Annotated in this window: 24 protein-coding genes; 15 read left to right on the forward strand and 9 right to left on the reverse strand. The window is 64.5% G+C overall.

Annotation, left to right across the window (positions count from 1 at the left end; translation table 11 throughout):
* Positions 1-111: 111 nt before the first annotated feature.
* Complete coding sequence (locus HLG70_RS14705) at positions 112-564, forward strand: DUF2214 family protein (RefSeq protein WP_171664166.1); 453 nt, start codon at positions 112-114, stop codon at positions 562-564.
* Positions 565-582: 18 nt separating this feature from the next.
* On the opposite strand, the gene HLG70_RS14710 is transcribed toward HLG70_RS14705, so the two are convergent.
* The 8 genes from HLG70_RS14710 to HLG70_RS14745 form a co-directional block, all read right to left on the reverse strand.
* The gene (locus tag HLG70_RS14710) at positions 583-1,692 is read right to left on the reverse strand and encodes a hypothetical protein (protein ID WP_171664167.1); all 1,110 of its coding nucleotides are present in this window, start codon (positions 1,690-1,692) and stop codon (positions 583-585) included.
* Positions 1,693-1,792: 100 nt separating this feature from the next.
* Positions 1,793-3,103, reverse strand: coding sequence for a citrate synthase (locus HLG70_RS14715; RefSeq protein WP_025141293.1), 1,311 nt, complete (start codon positions 3,101-3,103; stop codon positions 1,793-1,795).
* Between the two features lie 19 nt (positions 3,104-3,122).
* A complete protein-coding gene (locus HLG70_RS14720) occupies positions 3,123-3,383 on the reverse strand; it encodes a succinate dehydrogenase assembly factor 2 (protein ID WP_046802661.1) in 261 nt (86 codons plus the stop codon).
* 28 nt (positions 3,384-3,411) lie between these two features.
* A complete protein-coding gene (locus HLG70_RS14725; protein WP_171664168.1) occupies positions 3,412-4,128 on the reverse strand; it encodes a succinate dehydrogenase iron-sulfur subunit in 717 nt (238 codons plus the stop codon).
* Between the two features lie 18 nt (positions 4,129-4,146).
* Complete coding sequence (gene sdhA, locus HLG70_RS14730; protein ID WP_171664169.1) at positions 4,147-5,925, reverse strand: succinate dehydrogenase flavoprotein subunit; 1,779 nt, start codon at positions 5,923-5,925, stop codon at positions 4,147-4,149.
* A 3-nt stretch (positions 5,926-5,928) separates the two neighbouring features.
* Positions 5,929-6,312: a succinate dehydrogenase, hydrophobic membrane anchor protein gene (gene sdhD, locus HLG70_RS14735; RefSeq protein WP_171664170.1), complete on the reverse strand. Its 384-nt coding sequence runs from the start codon at positions 6,310-6,312 to the stop codon at positions 5,929-5,931.
* Positions 6,313-6,726 (reverse strand): succinate dehydrogenase, cytochrome b556 subunit, encoded by a 414-nt coding sequence (gene sdhC, locus HLG70_RS14740; RefSeq protein ID WP_013392307.1) that lies wholly within the window; start codon positions 6,724-6,726, stop codon positions 6,313-6,315.
* A 121-nt stretch (positions 6,727-6,847) separates the two neighbouring features.
* On the reverse strand, positions 6,848-7,627 hold the full coding sequence (locus tag HLG70_RS14745) for a GntR family transcriptional regulator (RefSeq protein ID WP_171664171.1): 780 nt from the start codon (positions 7,625-7,627) through the stop codon (positions 6,848-6,850).
* A gap of 357 nt (positions 7,628-7,984) precedes the next feature.
* On the opposite strand from HLG70_RS14745, the gene HLG70_RS14750 reads away from it, so the two are divergent.
* The 14 genes from HLG70_RS14750 (at position 7,985) to HLG70_RS14815 (ending at position 22,649) form a co-directional block, all read left to right on the forward strand.
* Positions 7,985-8,974 (forward strand): malate dehydrogenase, encoded by a 990-nt coding sequence (locus HLG70_RS14750; protein ID WP_171664172.1) that lies wholly within the window; start codon positions 7,985-7,987, stop codon positions 8,972-8,974.
* A 168-nt stretch (positions 8,975-9,142) separates the two neighbouring features.
* The gene (prpB, locus tag HLG70_RS14755; RefSeq protein ID WP_171664173.1) at positions 9,143-10,033 is read left to right on the forward strand and encodes a methylisocitrate lyase; all 891 of its coding nucleotides are present in this window, start codon (positions 9,143-9,145) and stop codon (positions 10,031-10,033) included.
* Between the two features lie 93 nt (positions 10,034-10,126).
* Positions 10,127-11,320, forward strand: coding sequence for a bifunctional 2-methylcitrate synthase/citrate synthase (gene prpC / locus HLG70_RS14760; RefSeq protein WP_171664174.1), 1,194 nt, complete (start codon positions 10,127-10,129; stop codon positions 11,318-11,320).
* 57 nt (positions 11,321-11,377) lie between these two features.
* On the forward strand, positions 11,378-12,829 hold the full coding sequence (locus HLG70_RS14765; RefSeq protein ID WP_171664175.1) for a bifunctional 2-methylcitrate dehydratase/aconitate hydratase: 1,452 nt from the start codon (positions 11,378-11,380) through the stop codon (positions 12,827-12,829).
* Positions 12,830-12,993: 164 nt separating this feature from the next.
* Positions 12,994-13,422 (forward strand): CopD family protein, encoded by a 429-nt coding sequence (locus tag HLG70_RS14770; protein ID WP_171664176.1) that lies wholly within the window; start codon positions 12,994-12,996, stop codon positions 13,420-13,422.
* A gap of 480 nt (positions 13,423-13,902) precedes the next feature.
* A complete protein-coding gene (locus HLG70_RS14775; RefSeq protein WP_326491148.1) occupies positions 13,903-15,270 on the forward strand; it encodes a THUMP domain-containing class I SAM-dependent RNA methyltransferase in 1,368 nt (455 codons plus the stop codon).
* A 267-nt stretch (positions 15,271-15,537) separates the two neighbouring features.
* The gene (locus HLG70_RS14780; protein ID WP_008161862.1) at positions 15,538-15,726 is read left to right on the forward strand and encodes a hypothetical protein; all 189 of its coding nucleotides are present in this window, start codon (positions 15,538-15,540) and stop codon (positions 15,724-15,726) included.
* Between the two features lie 171 nt (positions 15,727-15,897).
* Entirely contained in the window at positions 15,898-16,413 is a 516-nt protein-coding gene (locus tag HLG70_RS14785; protein WP_171664178.1) for an RDD family protein, read from the forward strand.
* A gap of 141 nt (positions 16,414-16,554) precedes the next feature.
* The gene (locus HLG70_RS14790; RefSeq protein ID WP_171664179.1) at positions 16,555-17,457 is read left to right on the forward strand and encodes a DUF2167 domain-containing protein; all 903 of its coding nucleotides are present in this window, start codon (positions 16,555-16,557) and stop codon (positions 17,455-17,457) included.
* 111 nt (positions 17,458-17,568) lie between these two features.
* Positions 17,569-18,441 carry a UDP-2,3-diacylglucosamine diphosphatase gene (locus HLG70_RS14795; RefSeq protein ID WP_171664180.1) on the forward strand — a complete coding sequence of 291 codons (873 nt, stop codon included), beginning with the start codon at positions 17,569-17,571 and terminating at the stop codon, positions 18,439-18,441.
* A 126-nt stretch (positions 18,442-18,567) separates the two neighbouring features.
* Positions 18,568-20,283: an acyl-CoA synthetase gene (locus HLG70_RS14800; protein WP_171664181.1), complete on the forward strand. Its 1,716-nt coding sequence runs from the start codon at positions 18,568-18,570 to the stop codon at positions 20,281-20,283.
* Positions 20,284-20,285: 2 nt separating this feature from the next.
* The gene (locus HLG70_RS14805) at positions 20,286-20,807 is read left to right on the forward strand and encodes a gamma carbonic anhydrase family protein (RefSeq protein WP_171664182.1); all 522 of its coding nucleotides are present in this window, start codon (positions 20,286-20,288) and stop codon (positions 20,805-20,807) included.
* A 74-nt stretch (positions 20,808-20,881) separates the two neighbouring features.
* A complete protein-coding gene (gene hslO, locus HLG70_RS14810) occupies positions 20,882-21,811 on the forward strand; it encodes an Hsp33 family molecular chaperone HslO (RefSeq protein ID WP_171664183.1) in 930 nt (309 codons plus the stop codon).
* 91 nt (positions 21,812-21,902) lie between these two features.
* The gene (locus tag HLG70_RS14815) at positions 21,903-22,649 is read left to right on the forward strand and encodes a TadE/TadG family type IV pilus assembly protein (RefSeq protein ID WP_171664184.1); all 747 of its coding nucleotides are present in this window, start codon (positions 21,903-21,905) and stop codon (positions 22,647-22,649) included.
* A 45-nt stretch (positions 22,650-22,694) separates the two neighbouring features.
* Here HLG70_RS14815 and ftsB read toward each other — a convergent pair whose 3' ends face one another.
* Complete coding sequence (gene ftsB / locus HLG70_RS14820; protein ID WP_171664185.1) at positions 22,695-23,135, reverse strand: cell division protein FtsB; 441 nt, start codon at positions 23,133-23,135, stop codon at positions 22,695-22,697.
* Positions 23,136-23,196: the final 61 nt, after the last annotated feature.

The following is a 23,196-nucleotide window of genomic DNA, read 5'->3' on the forward strand; positions in this document are numbered from 1 at the left end:
CGGGCGCCCTTCGGGGCGCCCGTTTTCATTACGGGGCATCATGCACCCGTGGTAGTCCCCCGGCACCGGCGGATGGTAAAACCTAGCCTTGTCCTTTTTCCTGGAGACGACATGCTGGCCGATGCCCTGTATGCCTGGTTTCACTACCTGGCCATCTTCGTACTGGTGGTGGTCCTGACCGCCGAAGCCGTACTGCTGCGCCCCGACCTGACCGCCAGCGGCGTGAAGCGCCTGATCGTCTACGACCGCCTCTATGGCGTCAGCGCGATCGTCGTGCTGGTCACGGGCGTATTGCGCCTGACCCAGGGTATCAAAGGCGCCGCCTTCTACATGAGCAACCCCTGGTTCCACGCCAAGATCGGCCTGTTCGTCCTCATCGCGGTCTGTTCGATACCGCCCACGCTGGCCTTTCTGCGGTGGGCCAGGCAATCGCGCCAGCAGCCGGGCTTCGTGCCCACCCTGCCCGAGATCAAACGGGCACGGCGCTGGGTGATGATTGCGTCGCACCTCTTCATCTTCCTGCCGCTGTTCGCCGTGCTGATGGCGCGCGGGATGGGCATGTAGAAAGACGCTCGCCCTGGTTCAGGGGCAGCGCGCAAGGGCCGGCTTGGCCGGTTCCTTGTCGCCTACGACGAAGGTGGCGTACTTGAACACTCCGACCTCCTCGTTGGGCACGATTCCGGCCAGTCGGCCGTCCAGGGTCTGCATCACCGACTTGCCATCGGGCACATCCTCTTGCCCCGCGCGCCGCGCCACGCCTCCATCCCAGGGACTGAATACCAGCACGCCCGGATAGGGATCCGGCGTGGGGCCGCGGCGCCTGGCGGTCTTCACTTGCGTGCCGGCGGGATAGCTGAAGTCCCCGAATCGGGTGGGGCAAGCCAGTTCGGCGTCGCTAAAGCGCAGCAGGCGCCGGTCGGCGTCCAGATAGAGCGTGGGTTCGCTCAGCATCATCCCGAACACCGGCACCGCCACCGCATTCCTGAGATCGATGCGCCAGCGGTCCGGATCCCTGGACCCATCCACATAGACCGTCCCATCCGATCCGAAGAGCGTGGATCCGGAATCGATCTCCAGGTCTCCCACCCGATTGCCTTCGGCCAACTGGCATGTCTTCAGCGCCTTCATGCCGCCGTCGCGCTCCGAATCGAATTCTATGTCCACGCCGCCGGCGCAACGCCAGCCCTGCACGAGCTGATCGCCAGCGCCGCGCAGGATGACCGTACGCGGGTATTTGGCGATGGTGGCGTAGGTGTCCTTGTCGTAGTCGGTGCCGAGGAACCGCCGCACATGGGTCGCCTCCATGCCGTACATCGGCACGGGCTGCGGAAACTCGGCTTCGACATAGGTTTCAAGCTGGCCTTCGTCCTGCAGCTTCAGCCGCGTGCCGGCGGGCATGACGGTGCCGCCCAGCGTCTGGGGCTGCTGCAAGATGACCTGCCGCGCCGCTTCCTGGCGGTCGCTTTCCCGCCCGACCTGCCAGACGATGACCTGAACCCATGCGTAAAAGCCGAACAGGATGAGCAAGGGCAGGAAGATGACGACGGACGTCTTCCAGAATTTGCGGACCTTGCGGCGCGCACCCGCGCTGACCGCCAGGACCAGCCCCCAGCCCAGCAGCAAGAGGCCGGCGAGGAAGCCGAGGGAAAGAAGGATGTAGAAGCTGGCGGACGGCAGTGCTATCGGAATCATGCCGAGGATGATATCCGCTTATGCGCCGGTCCATCGCCATTGCGCCCGGACGAAAAAAAACCGCCCGAAGGCGGTTTTTTTCGAAGCGAGATGCAGCGGATCAGCGCTTGTCCATCGGGGGCACGTCGCGCGTGACCGAACCGGTGAACAGCTGGCGCGGACGGCCGATCTTGTAGTCGGGATCCGACAGCATTTCGTTCCACTGGGCGATCCAGCCCACCGTGCGGGCCAGCGCGAAGATGGCCGTGAACAGCGAGGTCGGGATGCCGATGGCGCGCTGGACGATACCCGAATAGAAGTCCACGTTCGGGTACAGCTTGCGCTGGACGAAGTACGGATCCGACAGAGCGATGCGTTCCAGTTCCATGGCCAGCTTGAACAGCGGGTCGTTTTCCAGGCCCAGGGCCGAGAGCACTTCCTTGCAGGTTTCCTGCATCAGCTTGGCGCGCGGGTCGTAGTTCTTGTAGACGCGGTGGCCAAAGCCCATCAGGCGCACGCCCGAGTTCTTGTCCTTGACCTTCTCCATGAACTCGCCGACCTTGGCAATGCCGCCGTTGGCTTGCAGCTCTTCCAGCATCTGCAGGCAAGCTTCGTTGGCGCCGCCGTGAGCCGGGCCCCACAGGCAAGCCACGCCGGCCGAGATGGCGGCGAACGGGTTGGTGCCCGACGAACCGCACAGGCGCACGGTCGAGGTCGAGGCATTTTGCTCGTGATCGGCGTGCAGAATGAAGATGCGATCCAGCGCGCGCTCGACGACTTCGTTGACCTTGTAGTCTTCGCACGGCGTGGCGAACATCATGCGCAGGAAGTTGCCCGTGTAGGACAGGTCATTCTGCGGATAGATGAACGGCTGGCCTTGCGAGTACTTGTACGCCATCGCGACCAGCGTCGGCATCTTGGCGATCAGGCGGATGGCCGAGATGTGGCGATGCTGCGGGTTCGTGATGTCGGTGGAGTCGTGGTAGAACGCGGACAGCGCGCCGACCAGGCCCGTCAGCACGGCCATCGGGTGCGCGTCGCGGCGGAAGCCGCGCAGGAAGAAATGCAGCTGCTCGTTGACCATCGTGTGATGGGTCACTTGCGAGTCGAAATCGGCCTTCTGTTCCTGGTTGGGCAGTTCGCCGTTCAGGATCAGGTAGCAGATGTCCATGAAGTCGCAATTGACGGCCAGCTGCTCGATGGGGAAACCGCGGTACAGCAGTTCGCCCTTGTCGCCGTCGATGTACGTGATGCCCGATTCGCAGGCAGCCGTCGACATGAAGCCGGGGTCAAACGTGAACATGCCCGTCTGGCCATACAGCTTGCGGATGTCGATCACATCCGGACCGACCGTGCCCTTGTAGACAGGGAACTCAATGGGTGCGCTGCCATCCGAGAAGGATAGAGTGGCTTTTTTGTCAGACAGGTTCATGTTTATTCCTCTCAATTAATCAGAGCGCGCGCATCTGGCCAATAATGCCTCGAAGACGGGGCGTATCCAGCTCGCCTTCGAGTTCCTTACGGGCCAGCAGCAAGTCGAGAAGATCGTTGTCTCCCATCTCGAAAAGCTGGGTCAATGCGGCCACGTCATCATCGGTAAGTTCAGCCTCGTAAGCGTCCAGATACCGGGTGATGATCAAGTCGTTTTCGAGCAGGCCGCGGCGCGCCCGCCAACGCAGTCGCGCCCGCTCCAGTTCAGTAAGCCTGCTCATCGTGACACCTTAAATACACAACTAAAAACTAGACCGTGCGACGGACCATCAGTTCCTTGATCTTGCCGATCGCCTTGGTCGGGTTCAGTCCCTTGGGACAGACGTCGACGCAATTCATGATGGTGTGGCAACGGAACAGACGGTACGGATCTTCCAGGTTGTCCAGACGCTCGCCCGTGGCTTCGTCGCGGCTGTCGGCGATGAAGCGGTAGGCTTGCAGCAGGCCGGCCGGGCCGACGAACTTGTCCGGATTCCACCAGAACGACGGGCACGAAGTGGAACAGCACGCGCACAGAATGCACTCGTACAGGCCATCGAGCTCTTCGCGCGCCTCGGGCGACTGCAGACGCTCTTTTTCGGGCGGCGGCGTGTCGTTGATGAGGTACGGACGGACCGAGTGGTACTGATTGAAAAAGTGCGTCATGTCCACGATCAGGTCGCGGATCACGGGCAGACCCGGCAGCGGACGCAGGACGATGGGTTCCTTGAGTTCGCGCAGGTTGGTGGTGCAGGCCAGACCGTTCTTGCCGTTGATGTTCATGGCGTCCGAACCGCACACGCCTTCACGGCAGGAGCGGCGCAGGGCCAGGCTGTCATCGACGTCGTTCTTGATGCGCACCAGCGCATCAAGCAGCATCTTGTCGGTGGGCTGGAGTTCGACTTCCAGCTTCTGCATGTACGGGCGCTCGTCCTTGTCCGGATCGTAGCGGTAGATTTCGAACTTGACGATTCTCTTGTTGCTCATAGTGGGCTCAATCCGGACTTAGAAGGTACGCGCCTTGGGCGGGAAGGACTCGACCGTCAGCGGCTTCATCTGCACGGGCTTGTAATCCAGGCGGCTGCCTTCGGAGTACCACAGCGTGTGCTTCAGCCAGTTCTCGTCATCGCGAGTCGGGTGGTCGTCCAGCGCATGCGCGCCGCGGCTTTCGGTGCGGTTGGCGGCCGACTTGATCGTGGCGCGGGCCACTTCGGTCATGTTCGCCAGTTCCAGCGCCTCGACGCGCGCGGTGTTGAACACCTTGGACTTGTCCTTGAAGTAGATATTGTCGGCTTGCTTGGCCAGATCTTCGATCTGGGTCACGCCCTCGTTCAGCAGTTCCAGCGTGCGGAACACGCCGCAGTGGCGCTGCATCGAGAAGCGGATGGCGTTGCCGATATCCTGAGTCTTTTCGCCGGAAGTGCGCGATTCGAGCTTGTTGATGCGGTCCAGCGAGAATTCGACCGCTTGCTGCGGCAGATCCTGGTGCGCGCGCTGGCGTTCCGGATGCGAATTCACGATGTGGTTGCCGGTGGCGCGGCCGAACACGATCAGGTCGAGCAGCGAGTTGGTGCCCAGGCGGTTGGCGCCGTGGACCGACACCGCGGCGCATTCGCCGATGGCGTACAGGCCGTTGACGACCTTGTTTTCGCCGTTTTCACGCGACAGCACCTGGCCATGATAGTTGGCCGGAATGCCGCCCATCTGGTAGTGGATGGTCGGAACGACGGGGATCGGTTCCTTGATCGGGTCGACGTTGCCGAACTTGATGGCGATTTCGCGGATCGAGGGCAGGCGCTTGTTGATGACGTCGGCGCCCAGGTGGTCCAGCTTCAGGACCACGTAGCTGCCGTCCGGGCCGCAACCACGGCCTTCCTTGATTTCCTGGTCCATCGAGCGCGACACGAAGTCGCGCGGCGCCAGATCCTTCAGCGTGGGCGCATAGCGCTCCATGAAGCGTTCGCCGTCCTTGTTCAGCAGGATGCCGCCTTCGCCGCGCACGCCTTCCGTGATCAGGACGCCCGCGCCGGCCACGCCGGTCGGGTGGAATTGCCAGAACTCCATGTCCTGCAGCGGGATGCCGGCACGGGCAGCCATGCCCAGGCCGTCGCCGGTGTTGATGAAGGCGTTGGTGGAAGCGGCCCAGATACGGCCCGCGCCGCCGGTGGCCAGCACCGTGGTCTTGGCTTCCAGGATGTAGATCTCGCCGGTTTCCATTTCCAGGGCGGTCACGCCCACGACGTCGCCAGCTTCGTTGCGCAGCAGGTCCAGCGCCATCCATTCGACGAAGAACTGGGTGCGCGCGGCGACGTTGCGCTGATAGAGGGTGTGCAGCAGCGCATGGCCGGTGCGGTCGGCAGCGGCACAGGCGCGCTGGACCGGCTTTTCGCCGAAGTTGGCGGTGTGGCCGCCGAACGGGCGCTGATAGATCGTGCCGTCGGGGTTGCGGTCGAACGGCATGCCGAAGTGCTCGAGCTCGTACACGGCGTTCGGCGCTTCACGGCACATGAATTCGATGGCGTCCTGGTCGCCCAGCCAGTCCGAACCCTTGACGGTATCGTACATGTGCCAGTACCAGTTGTCTTCGCTCATGTTGCCCAGCGAGGCGCTCACGCCGCCTTGAGCGGCAACCGTGTGCGAACGCGTGGGGAACACCTTGGAGAGCACCGCAACCGACAGGCCCGCTTGGGACAGTTGCAGCGAACAACGCATGCCGGCTCCGCCGGCGCCCACGACCACCACATCAAACTGGCGGCGCGGCAAAGATTTCAGGACAGAGACCACGGCTTAAATGCTCCAGAGGATTTGCGCGAAGTAAACGACCGAACCGACCAGCCAGAGGATCGTCAGCACTTGCATCAGCAGGCGCACGCCCACCGACTTGACGTAGTCCATCCAGATGTCGCGCACGCCAATCCAGGCATGCCAGGCCAGCGCAATGAATGCAAGGGTGGCCAGGATCTGGCCAACCGGAAGAACGCCCACGTAGAAGTTGAACAGCGCGGTCCAGTGTTCGTACGTGAAGGCCGGCATCGTCAGGATGCCGATGAGCAGCACCAGCGTGTACACGGCCATGATGACGGCAGTGATGCGCTGGATGATGAAATCCATGATCCCGTAGTGAGCGCCGACGACCAGGCGCTTGGGTCCGAAGTTTTTAGCGGCGGCCATTTACAGCACTCCGAACAGTTTGAGAGCAAACACCAGGGTCAGCGCCAGGCTGACACCGAAAACCACGCCGGCGCTCTTCTTGGCCGACAGCTTGTCGATACCGATATGCAGATCCAGCAGCAGGTACCGGATGCCCGCACAGAAGTGGTGCAGGTAGCCCCAGATCAGGACCAGGAAGACAAGCTTGACGATCGGATTGCCGGCGTACGCGGCCACGGCTGCGAACGTTTGCGGCGCGGCCACGCTGGCCGCGAACAACGGCAGAATGACCAAGGGAAGACAGAGGAACAGCAGCGCGCCGCTGACGCGGTGCAGGATGGACAGCTTGCCGGCCAGGGGCAGGCGGTAACTGGCAAGTTGCGCAATACCAATATTGCGAAACTGCGGACGTGGCTTGGCAGCGGTGTCGGACATGACGGCCTCGGTGTTTCGGAACTAGGGAATCGTTACGGCAAAAATGCCGGCGCCCTTACGGGCAAACACGGTATTTTCGCCCAGAGAACGGGTTGGTATCAAATCGTAGGTAAAAAGCTCATCAATTCAGACTATTGCGGTAGTGGTATCGGTCGGTCAAGTACAACCCCCGACGAATTTCCATGGGGCGGTCACCATAGGTGTAAGACACCCGATCCACCTGCAACAACGGCGCGCCGGCGGCAACATTAAGCAACGTACAGACTTCGGCCGGCGCGGCGACCGCGCGCAGCTTCTCGTCCGCGCGCACCATGCTGACGCCGAACTCGGATTCAAACAGGCCATAGAGCGGCGCCTTGTTGGCGGTCAGCAGCTCCAGGGTCAGTCCTCGGAAAATGGAACCAGGCAACCAGATGTCATCCAGGACGGTGGGCGTTTGGCCCATGGACAGCAGGCGGCGGATCATGACGACGGTTTCGCCGGCCCGCAGGTCCAGGGCGCGCGCGATCTCGGCGGGCGCGCGCAGGCGCCGGCACTCAAGGATGCGGCTTTCCGCGCGGCCGGCCTCGCCCTCTTCGTCGGGGGCCAGGCGCAGGAAACGGTAGCGCACGCGGGCTTCGTGGTGGGTGGCGACAAAGGTGCCCTTGCCCTGGCGGCGCAGCAGCATATGCTCGGCAGCCAGCTCATCGACCGCCTTGCGCACCGTGCCCTGGCTCACCTGAAAACGGGCGGCCAGATCGATCTCGCTGGGGATGAGCTCGCCGGGCTTCCATTCACCGCGTTCGAGGCTTTGGACAAGCAGATCCTTGATCTGGCGGTAGAGCGGACTGAAAGCGGCCCCCTCGCCCGTTGGACGGGCGGCGCGAGTGCGTAGGGAGGTTTCGGGCCGGGGCTCTGCCATGGATCTTCTTGAAAGTGTCATGTTTATCCGGAGGAATAGGAAAGCAGCGCAAAGGATGCAAACCCATCCGCAATGCGCTGCTGCTGCCGGTCTTCTGGCTGGATACAGGCGCGCGGCCAATGCTGGCTGCGGCGCATTCGAATAAACGCTCTATTGTGGCATATTGGAAGGCGCGCTGTCCAACGTCTTATGTCTTATATAAGATAGAAGAGCAATTGACGGACACGTAAATTCGATCTAGGATTCAACGCTGCCCGGGCCTCGTGCCGAGCACTGGCGCGCGCGCTGATTTCCGCGCCCAACGATTACACTGATTGGTGAGATTTTTTTCTCGCCAAACCATTACGGAGAACGTCCATGTCCAAGCCTGCCTTGCGTGTCGCCGTCACCGGCGCCGCCGGCCAAATCGGTTACGCACTGCTATTCCGCATCGCCTCGGGCGAAATGCTGGGTAAAGATCAACCCGTCATCCTGCAACTGCTGGAAATCCCCGACGAGAAAGCGCAAAAGGCCCTGAAGGGCGTCATCATGGAACTGGATGACTGCGCCTTCCCGCTGCTGCAGGAAGTCACCGCCCACAGCGACCCGCGCACCGCCTTCAAGGACGCCGACGTGGCCCTGCTGGTCGGCGCCCGTCCGCGCGGCCCCGGCATGGAACGCAAGGACCTGCTGTCGGTCAACGCCCAGATCTTCACGGCTCAGGGCAAGGCCCTGAACGACGTCGCCAGCCGCAACGTCAAGGTCCTGGTTGTCGGCAACCCCGCCAACACCAACGCCTACATCGCCATGAAGTCGGCGCCGGACCTGCCGGCCAAGAACTTCACCGCCATGCTGCGCCTGGACCACAACCGCGCCCTGTCGCAACTGGCCGCCAAGTCGGGCAAGGCCGTCGCCGACATCGAAAAGCTGGTCGTGTGGGGCAACCACTCGCCCACGATGTACCCGGACTACCGCTTTGCCACCGTCGGCGGCGAATCGCTCTCCAAGCTGATCAACGACGACACCTGGAACCGCGACACGTTCATCCCCACCGTGGGCAAGCGCGGCGCCGCCATCATCGAAGCCCGTGGCCTGTCCTCGGCAGCTTCGGCCGCCAACGCCGCCATCGACCACGTCCGTGACTGGGTCCTGGGCAGCAATGGCAAGTGGGTCACGATGGGCATCCCGTCGGACGGCTCCTACGGCATCCCCGAAGGCATCATCTACGGCGTGCCGGTCACGACCGAAAACGGCGAATACAAGCGCATCGAAGGCCTGGAAATCGACGCCTTCTCCCGCGAGCGCCTGGACTTCACGCTGAAAGAGCTCCTCGAAGAGCGCGACGGCGTCAAGGACCTGCTGAAGTAAGCAGCGTACGAGTAAAGGATTGGGCCCGTTCATGCGGGCCCAATTCCTAAGCAAGACCGGAACATAAACCTGTCTCTTTGCCCGGCGGCAGCCGATTGTCGCGCAGGGGACAGATTTATTTTTCGGACCCGCGCTAAGGTCGTGGGCCAGCAAAAAAAGGAGACGATCATGTCCAGACCCGAATCGCCCGGCGCCCTCTTCCGTCGCGCGCTCACCGAAGAAAGCCCCCTGCAGATCATCGGCGCCATCAACGCGAACCACGCCCTGCTGGCCAAGCGCGCCGGCTACCGCGCCATCTATCTGTCCGGCGGCGGCGTCGCGGCCGGCTCGCTGGGCCTGCCGGACCTGGGCATCAACACCATGGACGACGTCCTGACCGACGTGCGCCGCATCACCGACGTGTGCGACGTGCCGCTGCTGGTGGACATCGACACCGGCTTCGGCCCGTCGGCGTTCAACATCGCCCGCACCGTCAAGAGCCTGATCAAGTTCGGCGCCGCCGCCTGCCACATCGAGGACCAGGTCGGCGCCAAGCGCTGCGGCCACCGTCCCGGCAAGGAAATCGTCACGACCGAGGAAATGGCCGACCGCGTGAAGGCCGCGGCCGACGCCCGCACCGACAGCGACTTCTACCTGATCGCCCGCACCGACGCGATCGCCTCGCACGGCGTGGATGCCGCCATCGAGCGCGCGCTGGCCTGCGTGGAAGCCGGCGCCGACGCGATCTTCGCCGAAGCCGCCTATGACCTGCCCACCTACGACCGCTTCGTCAAGGCGGTCAAGGTTCCGGTGCTGGCCAATATCACCGAATTCGGCAAGACGCCGCTATTCTCGGTGGAAGAGCTCAAGAGCGTGGGCGTGGGCATGGTGCTCTACCCGCTGTCGGCCTTCCGCGCCATGAACAAGGCCGCCGAGGCCGTCTACACCGCCATCCGCCGCGACGGCCACCAGAAGAACGTGGTGGACCTGATGCAGACCCGCGAAGAGCTGTACGACCGCATCGGCTATCACGAATTCGAATCCAGGCTGGATGCGCTCTTCCAGAAGGGCAAGGGCTGATCCGCATCGTCCTGACATCCGGCGCCGCGGTGATTCCGCGGCGCCACCCGCCATCCATTACATCGTCCATCGCGTAAGGAAAGGAGTAGAGACATGAGCACGGCTCCCAAGAAGCAAGAAGCCAAATCGGACGCCAAGCCGGAAGAAAAAACCGGTTTCAAGCCCAAGAAGTCGGTTGCGCTGTCCGGCGTGGTCGCGGGCAACACCGCTCTGTGTACGGTCGGCCGCAGCGGCAACGACCTGCACTACCGCGGCTATGACATCCTGGACATCGCCCACACCAGCGAGTTCGAGGAAATCGCCCACTTGCTGGTCCATGGCAAGCTGCCCAACAAGGCCGAGCTGAAGGCCTACAAGGAAAAGCTGCGCAGCCTGCGCGGCCTGCCCGCCCAGTTGCAGGTTGCCCTGGAAGCCCTGCCCGCAGCCAGCCATCCGATGGACGTGATGCGCACGGCCGTGTCGGTGCTGGGTTGCGTCCTGCCTGAAAAAGACGACCATAACGCCCCGGGCGCGCGCGACATCGCCGACCGCCTGATGGCCAACCTGGGTTCCGCCCTGCTGTACTGGTACCACTACAGCCACAATGGCCGCATCATCGACGTGCAGACCGACGACGACAGCATCGGCGGCCACTTCCTGCACCTGCTGCACGGCGAGAAGCCCAGCGACGAATGGGTCAAGGCGATGCACATCTCGCTGAACCTGTACGCCGAGCACGAATTCAACGCGTCCACCTTCACGGCCCGCGTCATCGCCGGCACCGGCTCGGACATGTTCTCTTCCATCTCGGGCGCCATCGGCGCGCTGCGCGGCCCCAAGCACGGCGGCGCCAACGAAGTGGCGTTCGAAGTGCAGAAGCGCTATGAAACGCCGGAAGAAGCCGAGGCCGACATCCGCCGCCGCGTGGAAGCCAAGGAAGTCATCATCGGTTTCGGCCATCCGGTCTATACCGTGTCCGACCCGCGCAACAAGGTCATCAAGGACGTGGCCAAGAAGCTGTCCAAGAAGGCCGGCACCACCAAGATGTTCGACATCGCCGAACGCCTGGAAACCGTCATGTGGGACGTCAAGAAGATGTTCCCCAACCTCGACTGGTTCTCGGCCGTCAGCTACCACATGATGGGCGTGCCCACCGCCATGTTCACTCCGCTGTTCGTCATCGCGCGCACGGCGGGCTGGTCGGCCCACATCATCGAGCAGCGCATCGACAACAAGATCATCCGCCCCACCGCCAACTACGTGGGCCCGGAAGACCAGAAGTTCGTGCCGATCGAAAAGCGCAAGTAAGCCTGGGGCGAGGGCGCGGCATGGCCACCTGTATTCATTTTCTGGAGAGGTATTGCTATGTCTGCCCCGATCTCCAACGTACGTCCCGATCCCGACCAGGTGCTGGCCGATATCGCGGACTACGTTCTGAACTATGAAGTCCAGAGCGGCCTCGCTTACGAGACCGCCCGCAACTGCCTGATCGACACGCTGGGCTGCGGCCTGGAAGCGCTGGAGTATCCGGCGTGCAGAAAACTGCTGGGGCCCGTCGTGCCCGGCACCGTGGTGCCCAACGGCGCCAAGGTGCCAGGCACGCAGTTCCAGCTGGACCCTGTCCAGGCCGCGTTCAACATCGGCGCGATGATCCGCTGGCTGGATTTCAACGACACCTGGCTGGCCGCCGAATGGGGCCACCCCTCGGACAACCTGGGCGGCATCCTGGCCACGGCCGACTGGCTGTCGCGCACGGCGGTCGCCGCGGGCAAGCCGCCGCTGACCATGCGCGACGTGCTGACCGGCATGATCAAGGCGCACGAAATCCAGGGCTGCATCGCCCTGGAGAACTCCTTCAACAAGGTCGGCCTGGACCACGTGGTGCTGGTCAAGGTGGCATCCACCGCCGTCGTGGCGCAGATGCTGGGCCTTGGCCGCGACGAGGTGATCAACGCCGTATCGCTGGCCTGGGTCGACGGCCAGAGCCTGCGCACCTACCGGCACGCCCCCAATACCGGCAGCCGGAAAAGCTGGGCAGCGGGCGACGCCACCAGCCGCGCCGTGCGCCTGGCGCTCATCGCCAGGACGGGCGAAATGGGCTACCCGTCGGTGCTGACCGCCAAGACCTGGGGCTTTTACGACGTGCTTTTCAAGGGTCAGCCGTTCAAGTTCCAGCGCCCCTACGGAAGCTACGTGATGGAGAACGTGCTCTTCAAGATCTCGTTCCCGGCCGAATTCCATTCGCAGACCGCCGTGGAATGCGCCATGGAAATCCACGACAGGCTCCGCGCCATCGGCAAGAACGCGGACGACATCAAGAAGATCACGATCCGCACCCACGAGGCCTGCATCCGCATCATCGACAAGAAGGGGCCGCTGAATAACCCCGCCGACCGCGACCATTGCATCCAGTACATGGTGGCCGTGCCGGTGCTGTTCGGCCGCCTGACGGCCGCCGACTACGAGGACGAGGTCGCCCGGGATCCGCGCATCGACGCGCTGCGCGACAAGATCGTCTGCGTGGAGGATCCGGCCTATACCAGCGATTATCACAATCCCGCCAAGCGCTCGATCGCCAACGCGCTGACCGTGGAATTCAAGGACGGCTCCACGCTGGACGAAATCGTCTGCGAGTATCCCATCGGGCACAAGCGCCGCCGGGCCGACGGCATTCCCTTGCTGGAAGCCAAGTTCCGCACCAACCTGGCCCGCGTTTTTCCGCCCAGGCAGCAGCACCGCATCCTGGACGCCTCGCTGGACCAGGCAACGCTGGAAGCGATGCCGGTCCACGAATACGTGGATCTGTACGTGATCTGAGAGGCGCCTGGCGCCAGGGCGCCGGCGCGCCCGCGCGGACCCGTGCAAGGATTGCCACTCCGCCGGCGGGCCGGCCCGCGGCGGAGCCGCCCTCCCCTCGGGCAACGCGGCGTGGGGACACCCGCAGCGGCATACAATGCGGCTTTCCTCGATCGGATCGCGCCATGGCCATGCTTTGGGTCAAGACCTTCCATATAGTCTTTATCGCTTCCTGGTTTGCCGGATTGTTCTATCTGCCGCGCATTTTCGTGAACCTGGCTCAGCAGTCGGACCCCGCCGTCCAGGCGACGCTGCTGGGCATGGCCCGCCGGTTGTATCGTTTCACCACCATGCTGGCCATCGTGGCGGTCGTGTTCGGCATGTGGCTGTACCTGGGCTATGGCATCGGCGTCGGCCCCGGCAACGGCTGGATGCACGCCAAACTCTTTTTCGTCCTGCTCGTCATCGGCTACCATCACGCCTGTGGCCTGATGCTGCGTAAATTCGAACAGGGCAAGAACACCCGTTCGCACAAGTTCTATCGCTGGTTCAACGAAGTTCCCGTCTTGCTGCTCTTGGTGGTGGTGGCGCTGGTCGTCGTCAAACCCTTCTGATACCCCTACCTTTGCACATTCGCCAGGATTCGTATGTCCTCTGATGAACAGGACCGTCCGCGCAAGACGCTGACGATCAAGAAAACGGCGCGCGACGCCCACGCCGAAGACGCGCCCAAGCGCACCCGTACCGGTGCCCGCGCCCGTCTGGTCGCTCAGATCGAGCGCACCAAGGAAAGCGTCGAACGCCAGAAAGATCCCGTCGGCTACCAGCGCCGCCAGGAAGAAGAAGCGCGCAACGCGCGCAAGCCCGCAGCCGGCGGACGTGGCGCTCCCAACCGGGGACAGGCGCCTCGCGCGGGGCAATCCGATCGCGGCCAATATGATCGCGGCCCGGCCGATCGCGGCCCGGGCAATCGCGGTACGGGCGCTCGTGGTTCGTCCGATCGGGCTCCGTCGGCCCGCGGCCGCTCCGAAGATGCGCGCCGCGACGGCGCGCCCACGGCGCGCTCCGGGCGTCCGCAGCAGCGCGCGCCGCGCCTGCGCGACGACCAGTACATTGCCCCCGCCACACCGGCGGGACGCTTCTACGATCCGTTCGAAGACGACGGCCCCGCGCCGGAGTTCGCGCCTGAGCCCGATCACGCTCAAGAACCGGAATTCGCGCAGGAGCCGGAGTTCTCGCAAGAGCGCGACTATTCCCGCGAACGCACGCCCACCGTCGAGACCCGCAGCCGCCGCCCGCGCGAACCCCGCCAGGCCGAGATTTTCACCGTCTTCGCCCCCTGCCCCCAAGGCCTGGAAGAGGCCCTGACGGCGGAAATGCAGGCGCTGGGCTATGACGATGCGCAAGCCGGCCGCGCGGGCTGCTCGTTCACGACTGACTGGTCGGGCGTGCAGCGCGCCAATCTGTATTCGCGACTGGCGACCCGCATCCTGGTGCAGGTGGCGCATGCGGAGATCTCGCACGAAGACGACATCCTGGACCTGGCCCGCGACACCCCCTGGGAACGCTGGTTCGGCGCCGAGCAGACGCTGCGGGTCGACACCTCGGCCATCAAGAGCCCGGTTCAAAGCCTCCAGTACTGCAATTTGCGCGCCAAGGACGGCATCTGCGACCGCCTGCGCGAACTGGAAGGCGAGCGCCCCAGCATCGACACGGTGCGGCCGGACGCGCGCGTCCACCTATTCCTGACGGGCCATACCGCCACGCTGTACCTGGACACCTCGGGCGAATCCCTGTTCAAGCGCGGCTGGCGCCTGGACAAGGGCGAAGCCCCGCTGCGCGAAAACCTGGCTGCCGGCATGCTGGCGCTGGCGGGCTGGGATCCGGCCGCGCCGCTGCTGGATCCCTTCTGCGGGTCGGGCACCATCCTGATCGAGGCGGCCTGGATCGCCCTGGGCGTGCCCCCGGGCATCTCCCGCCCATTCGGCTTTGAACGCCTGCGCGACCACGACGCCTACCGCTGGCGCGATCTGAAGGACGACGCCCGCTCGCGTATCCTGCCGCAGCTGGACGCGCCGCTGGTGGGTTACGACCTGGACCCACAAGCCATTGAATTCGCTCAGAATAACGCCGAGCGCGCCTGGCTCACGGCCGATTCCATCCGCTTCGAAGTGGGCGACGCACGCCAGATCACGGCCCCCGCGGACCATGGCTGGATCGTCACCAACCCGCCGTACGGCGAACGGATGGGCACCGAACAGGACTCGGACCTGTGGCGCGATTGGGCCACCTGCCTGAAACGCAATTTCGCGGGCTGGCAGCTCCATGTCATCACCAGCGACCTGACGCTGCCCAACCAGATGCGCCTGAAGCCCAAGCGCCGCGTGCCGCTGCACAACGGCTCGCTGGACTGCCGCCTGTTCGGTTTCGAACTGGTGGCCGCCGGTTACCGCGACGCCTGAGCGCCCTGAACCCCGGGCGGCTTCGGCCCCCGGGGCGCGCTTTTCCCCCGCCTTTTCAGCCCCTTGCGGCGCGTTGTAAAAGCGCCGCAACATGCCGCCGCTATCTTTGCTTATGGTGCCCCGCCGCGCGGTTTTGGGGCATTATCAGCACCAAGGTGTTGCCACGTTGCACCAGGTTGCACCTCCCCCTTGCACAGTTTCAGGGTAAACCCTATAATTCGGGTTATCCCTAGTAGCAAACAACTGTGCAAGCCCGTGGAGGCTATTGTGATCAACCCGAACAACACTATCCGCCTGACCGACGAACTCGAGCGCCAACTGATGCTCCAGGCAATTGAAGAACAATTCCGTCCGCACCCGATGCGGGCGCTGGCTGCAGGCCTGCGTAAGCTGGCCCACGGCATCAAGGCCCTGGCTGGCAAGACGAGCGCCAAGAACGCGCACTCCGCTGCCTGAGCATGGCCTGGGCCTTCGGGCCCGAAAAGTTTTCCCCTTGGGGGCTGCATAGCCCCTTTTATAGACCCGCCCTTACCGGCGGGTTTTTTTTTGTGGGGTGCATCCCGGGGGGCAGCAAGCACGCATAGCGTGCGCGGCGTGGGGGCAAGAATTTATGGATAATACGGCTCCATGACCGACGCCCTCCTCGACCAGACCCCTCATCGGCTGCGCCGATTTGCCTGCATGATGTACGAAGCCGTGCTGCTGTTTGGCGTGGTCTTCCTGGCGGGCTATCTGCTGGATACGCTGACCCAGAGCAAGAACGCCCTTGAACTGCGCCCCGCGCGACAAGCCTGGCTGTTCATCGCGATCGGCGCGTACTTCGTGCTGTGCTGGCGCCGCCGCGGCCAGACGCTGCCCATGAAGACCTGGAATATCCGGCTGGTCGACCGCGACGGCAACACGCCGTCCACCGGGCGCCTGATCCTGCGCTACATCCTGGCATGGCCGCTGGTACTGGCTGGCGCCGCCGTGGTCTGGGCCGCGGCCAGCGCCACGGGCTGGGCGTCCATGGACATGTTCATCGTCGCCGCCCCCTTCGCCATTTTCATCTGGTCCTGGTTCGACCCCGAAGGCCAATTCCTGCACGACCGGATTCTGGGCACGCGCTTGCGCAATGCGCCGCAAAGCAAGAAGGCGCGCTGAGGTCAAAGCGTCCCCGCGCAAAGCAGGACATCATTTGTTTCCAACGGCAAAATCCTGCACCGATTTTGCCGTTTGCATTCAGAAAGTTGACAGTCACCCGCAAAGACAATGAGGCCCCATTTATTTGACGGCTTCATCATCATGCGCGCTCTCCTTTCCCGCCTGCCGCTGGCCGCAGCCAGCGCGCTCCTCTTCCTGTCCGCAGGCGCCTCGGCCCAGAACGCATCGGCCCAGCAAGAAATCGAATCGGCGACGAAGGCCGCCTTCGCCGCCGCCCAGCAGGGCCCGACGGAGGTAAAGCTGGGCGACCAGGCGACCGTGAAGCTGCCCCAGAGCATGTTTTTCGTGCCCCGCCTCCAGGCCGAGCGGCTCATGCAGGCCTACGGCAACGGCAAGGATCCTTCGCTGCTGGGCGTCGTGATGCCCAAGAGCGATGAGGACGACTGGGTCATCACGGTCAATTTTGACAAGGCCGGGTATATCAAGGATGACGACGCCAAGAACTGGAACGTCGGCGAATTGCTGGACAGCCTGCGCGAAGGCACCGAAGCCTCCAACGAAGAGCGCAAGAAGCGCGGATTTCCGGAATTGACGGTGGACGGCTGGGTCGAGGCGCCCAAGTACGACAGCAACACCCAACGGCTGGTCTGGTCGGTTGCGGCCAAGCACAAGGGCGCCGGCGCGGATGAGGATCCCACCGTCAACTACAACACCTATGCGCTGGGCCGGGACGGCTACATCACGCTGGACCTGATCACGCAGAAAGACCGGGTGCCCATGGACAAGTCCGCCGTGCTCAAGCTGCTGGACAACCTGCACTACGTGGACGGCAAGCGCTACGCCGACTTCGACGCCTCCAGCGACAAGGTCGCCGAATACGGGCTTGCTGCCCTGGTGGCCGGCGTGGCCGCCAAGAAGCTGGGGCTGTTCGCGGTCATCGCCGCGTTCCTGGCCAAATTTGCCAAGGTCGGCATCCTGGCCGCGGCCGCGTTGGGCGGCGGCCTGTGGAAGCGCCTGCGCGGCAAGAAGGCCGAACAGCAATAGCCTTGAACCGCAGGACGTGACGCCCGCGAGGCCCCGCCGCCACGCGAGCGTCACAACAGCGTCACGGATTCTTCACACGCCCGTCATCGCGGGATGGTCTCATTCCCAGGCATGACCACAGCCCACAGGGAACCGACCGTGACCGAAATCCGCCCCGCACACTGGCGCGCTCTCTGGATTTCCGATATTCACCTGGGCACCGCCGGGTGCAAGGCGGAATTCCTGCTCGATTTCCTGGATCACAACGATTCGGACACCCTTTACCTGGTGGGCGACATCGTCGACGGCTGGCAGTTGCGCAAGCACTGGCACTGGCCCCGTGCGCACAACGACGTCATCCAGCGCATCCTGCGCAAGGCGCGCAACGGCACCCGGGTGGTGTTCATCCCAGGCAATCACGACGAATTCGCTCGCGAGTTCGCCGGCTTTGCCTTCGGCGACATCGAGATCCTGGACGAGGACGTGCACGTCACGGCCAAGGGCTTGCGGCTGCTGGTGCTGCACGGCGACCAGTTCGACGGGGTGATCCAGCACAGCCGCTGGCTGGCGCACCTGGGCGACGGCCTCTACCAGCTTGCGCTGTGGATCAACCATCATTTCAACCGGCTGCGCCACCGGCTCGGGATGCATTACTGGTCGCTATCCCAATATTTGAAGCACAAGGTCAAGAACGCCGTATCGTTCATCACGGATTTCGAGGAAGCGCTTGCGGGCGAGGCCCGGCGCCGGGGCCTGGACGGCGTGGTCTGCGGCCACATCCACAAGGCGGAGCTGCGAGACGTGGGCGGCATCCTCTATTGCAACGACGGCGACTGGGTGGAGAGCCTTTCCGCCCTGGCGGAAACCCACGACGGCCAGCTCCAGCTGCTGGACTGGGCCGTTCTGCAGGCGGAACGCCAGGCCGATCCGGCCGCCCGCCCGCCCCGCTCGCTGACGCTGCCCGCCCTGCCCTCCGCACTGCGCCGGCAAAGCAAGTACCCGTGATAACCCGTATGCGTCCCCGTTACGCAACGGGGATATTGCAGTTCACGTCCCTCTAGGTCATGCTTGCAACTGGGGCAACGGGCGATCTGACCCGTTCACGCTGCAACATGCTTACAACATAGGGCCATGAACGACCAATATCAGGCGCTCTACCAAACATTCCGCTGGCTGGTACCCACCCAGTTCAACATCGCGGAAGCGTGCTGCCACCGCTGGGCATCCAGTAGTCCGGATGCGCGGCGCATTGCCATCTACTACGAAGATGAATCCGGCAACCGCGAGGTCTGGACCTTCGCCCGGCTGGCGGAAGCCGCCAATCAACTGGCCAACGGCCTGGTGAAAATGGGCGTGGGCCGCGGCGACCGGGTCGGTGTGGTTTTAGGGCAACGCCCCGAGACTGTCGTCGCCCACATGGCCATCTACAGCGTGGGCGGCGTGGTGCTGCCGCTGTCGGCGCTGTTCGGGCCGGAAGCACTGGAAACGCGCTTGCGCGACTCGGAAACCCGGGTTGCCATCGTCGACCATGCTTCCAGCGCCAACCTGCTGGCCGTCAGCGACAACTGCCCGGCGCTGCAACAGATCATCGGCATCGGCTTCGCGGACGAACGCGTGCTGCCCTGGCGCAGCCTGCTGGCCCGCCAGCCCAGCGAATTCAAGGCCATCCCGACGCGCTCGTCGGATCCCGCCATCCTGCTTTACACGTCCGGCACCACCGGCGCGCCAAAGGGCGCGCTGCTGCCGCACAGCGTGCTGATCGGCAACCTGCCCGGCTTCGTGGCCTCGCAAGACTGGTTCCCCAAGCCCGCCGACGTGTTCTGGTCACCCGCGGACTGGGCCTGGACCGGCGGCATGATGGACGCGCTGCTGCCCACGCTGTACTTCGGCCACCCCATTGTCGGCACGCGCGGACGCTTTTCCGTCGAACGCGCTTTCGAACTGCTGGAACGCTACCAGGTCACCAACACCTTCCTCTTCCCCACCGCGCTGAAGATGATGATGAAGGCGGTGCCCGAACCCCGCCATCGCTACCAGCTGGCCCTGCGTTCCATCATGAGCGCGGGCGAAAGCGTGGGCGAAACCGTATTTGACTGGTGCCAGTCGGCGCTGGGCGTCACGCCCAACGAGATGTTCGGGCAGACCGAAATGAATTATGTGGTGGGCAACAGCCAGAAGCGCTGGCCCGCCAAGCCCGGCAGCATGGGCCGGCCTTACCCGGGCCACAACGTGGCGGTGCTGAACGACGACGGCGTCCCCGTCGCCGCTGGCGAAACCGGCGAGATCGCGGTCAACCGGCAGGACATCCATGGCTATCCCGACCCGGTGATGTTCCTGGGCTACTGGCGCAACGAGGCCGCCACGCTGGCCAAGTTCAAGGGCGACTGGTGCCTGACGGGCGACCTGGCCACCGTGGATGCGGACGGCTACCTCTGGTACGCGGGCCGCGCCGACGACGTGTTCAAGTCGGCCGGCTACCGGATCGGCCCCGGCGAAATCGAAAGCTGCCTGGTCGGCCACCCGGCCGTGGCCAATGCGGCGGTCGTGCCCAAGCCCGACGCCGAGCGCGGCGCCCTGGTGAAGGCCTACGTGGTGCTGACCCCGGAATTCGTGCACCGCGACCGCAACGATGTCATCGAGAATCTGCAGGAGCACGTGCGCGAGCGCCTGGCGCCCTACGAGTACCCGAAGGAGATCGAGTTCGTCGACGAGTTGCCCATGACCACCACCGGCAAGATCCAACGCCGCATCCTGCGCCTGCGCGAAGAAGAGCGGGCGCGGGCCAGCGCGGACAACAAAGACGTTGGAGCGCCCCTCGCGGCCCCGGCGCAGCTACCGGAGACCTAGGCATGGCAATCTATCAACTCAACGATCTGATCCCCCGCATCCACGCGGAGGCCTACGTGGCCGACAGCGCCGACATCATCGGCAATGTCACGCTGGAAGCCGGCGTCAGCATCTGGTCGCATGTGTCGATCCGGGGCGATAACGACGCCATCCTGATCCGCCAAGGCACCAATATCCAGGAATCCAGCGTCCTGCACGTGGACGCGGGCTGTCCCATGACCATCGGCCCCAACGTGACGGTGGGCCACCAGGCCATGCTGCACGGCTGCACCATACACGAGGGCGCCCTGGTGGGCATGCAGGCCATCGTGCTGAACAACGCGGTCATAGGGCGCAATTGCCTGATCGGCGCCGGCGCCATCATCCCCGAAGACCGCATCATTCCGGATAATTCACTGGTCATCGGCATCGGCAAGATCGTCCGCGAGCTCTCGGAAGAGGAAATCGCCAATCTGCACAAGAACACCGCCCATTACGTGGCGCGGGGCCAACAGTACAAGACGGCCCTGAAGCGGCTGGCCTGATCTCCCGCGGGAATGGCCCAACCCCCTGCTGCCAGCAGGGGGAATACCCCCCTCCGATCGGCTAACATTCCGCCATGACCGATCAGCTTAAAAAATACCTTACCGAAGACCGCAGCGTCCGCGTGCAAGCGGTGCGCCTGGAGGAAACCTGGAAGGCCGTCCAGGCCAACCACGACTATCCGCCCGCCATCACCCACTTGCTGGGCGAACTGGTGGCCGCGTCCACCTTGCTCGCGGCCAACATCAAGTTCGATGGCTCGCTGGTGCTCCAGATCCAGGGCGACGGCCCCATCGCCCTGCTGGTGGTGGAATGCCGCTCCGACCTCAGCCTGCGCGCCACCGTGAAGATGCGCGAAGGCCATGACGTTCCCACCGACGGCAATATGCAAAGCCTGCTGAACCCCGGCGGCAACGGGCGCTTCATCGTCGTGCTGGACCCGCAGCGCAAGCTGCCCGGCCAGACGACTTATCAGGGCATCGTGCCCCTGGAAGGCGACACCGTCGCCCAGGCCCTGCAGCACTACATGAAGGCCTCGGAGCAACTCGATACCCGCTTGTGGCTGGCCGCCGACGCCGATCACACGGCCGGCATGCTGGTCCAGCGCCTGCCCCATCATGGCGGCGCGGATGCGCAGATTCTCAGTGAACAGGCAGCCACCGAAACCTGGGACCGCATCAATGCGCTGGCCAGCACCCTCAAGCGCGACGAGATGCTGGAAACCGACATCGACACCCTGATCCATCGCCTGTTCTGGGAAGAAACGCTGGTGGCGTTCGACCCGCAGCCGGTGCGCTGGCACTGCCCGTGCACCCGCGAACGCGTGGCCAGCATGCTGCGCTCGCTGGGCGAGGAAGAGGTCAACAGCATCCTGGCCGAGCGCGGCCAGGTGGATGTGGGCTGCGATTTCTGCGGCAAGCCCTACAAGTTCGATTCCGTCGACTGCGCAACCCTGTTTTCGCCGAACCAGCCGCCCCCCGGAGACGCGCCGCCCACGGTGCATTGATCCGCGCCGGCGGCAAGCCCGCCGGACCGTTATTGTCACGCCGGATTGTCCTCATCGACAGGCGGTCATGCCCGCGCCACACTGCGCAGCCATGACCGCCTTTTTCTTTCCGCCCCCGCCACGGGTTGCCAGCCGGCAGCGAGGCGCCGCCGCCATCGAATTTGCCGTCGCCGCAGCCATCGTGCTGCTGCTGGGCCTGCTGTCGGTCGAAGCCGCCCGCTGGCATGCCGCGCGCCAGATGGCGCACCTGGCGCTGATGGAAGCGGGGCGCGCGGGCGCCACTGCCCATGGCGATCCGGCTCGCATGCGTTCGGCGTTCCTGCAGGCGCTGCTGCCGTTGTACGCGGATGCACAGGGCCCGGCGGGCGCGGCGCGTCGCCAGCAGCGCGCCTTGGCGGAACTCGCGGAAACGACGGGGTCGCACCCCTGGCGGATCGAAGTACTGTTGCCGGACGAGCAATCGTTTCGCGATTACGCCCGGCCCGACTTGAAGGTGGCGGCGGCGCCCGGCCTGCGCGCCATCGACAATGATTACCTGGATCTGCAACACGCGCGCCAGCCGCCCCGGTCCGGCGCCCGGGACATCTTCCGCGCCAATACGCTGAAACTGCGCCTGACCTACCTGCACAAGCCGTTGCTGCCGCCGTTGCGCGCCTTGCTGGCGGTGCTGGGACGGGGCGATGACAGCTATGCCGGGCTGGCTCAGGCCAGGGGCCTGCTGCCCATCCGGGTCGAACTGGAAACGGAAATGCACACGCACCCCGTGGATTGGGCGCGCAAGCCACCCCACCCGGCAGGCATGGTGTATGGCGAATGCAGCCGGATACGCTGCGATTAGGAAAAGGACGAGCGGCGCCGCGTCAGCGGCGGACCGCTTACGGCCTCAATGCCGGGGAGCCGCAGGGCTGGTGGAACCAGCAGGCCTGCCAGGGGCGGCGGCCCTGCCGGCGGGCGCGGCGGGCGGACGGGCCGCCGGCGCACTGGCGCGCGCCGGCGTGGCAGGCTTGACCGCGGCCTCGGTGGCCAGCGACGCGCCTGCGGGGGGCTGGGTGTTCTGGGGCAGGATGTGGACGAAAACTTCGCCGTCTCGCATCATGCCCAATTCTCCGCGCGCCCTTTCTTCAATGGCGCCGGAACCGCCTTCAAGATCCCGCACTTCGGCCTCAAGCGCGGCATTGCGCGCGCGCAGGCCTTCGTTGGTCTCGTGCTGCGCCGCCACCTGGCGTTGCAGATCCCAGACCTTGAACCACCCGCCCTTACCCAGCCACAGCGGGTATTGGATCAGGCCTAGCAGCACGAACAGCACCAGGAACAACAGGCGCATACGCGGGAACCCTCAGCAGTCGTGGCGTGGAAGCGGCCGCGGCGTCAAGCCCCGCGGCCGC

Source organism: Achromobacter deleyi (assembly GCF_013116765.2).
GTDB lineage: Bacteria > Pseudomonadota > Gammaproteobacteria > Burkholderiales > Burkholderiaceae_B > Achromobacter > Achromobacter deleyi_A.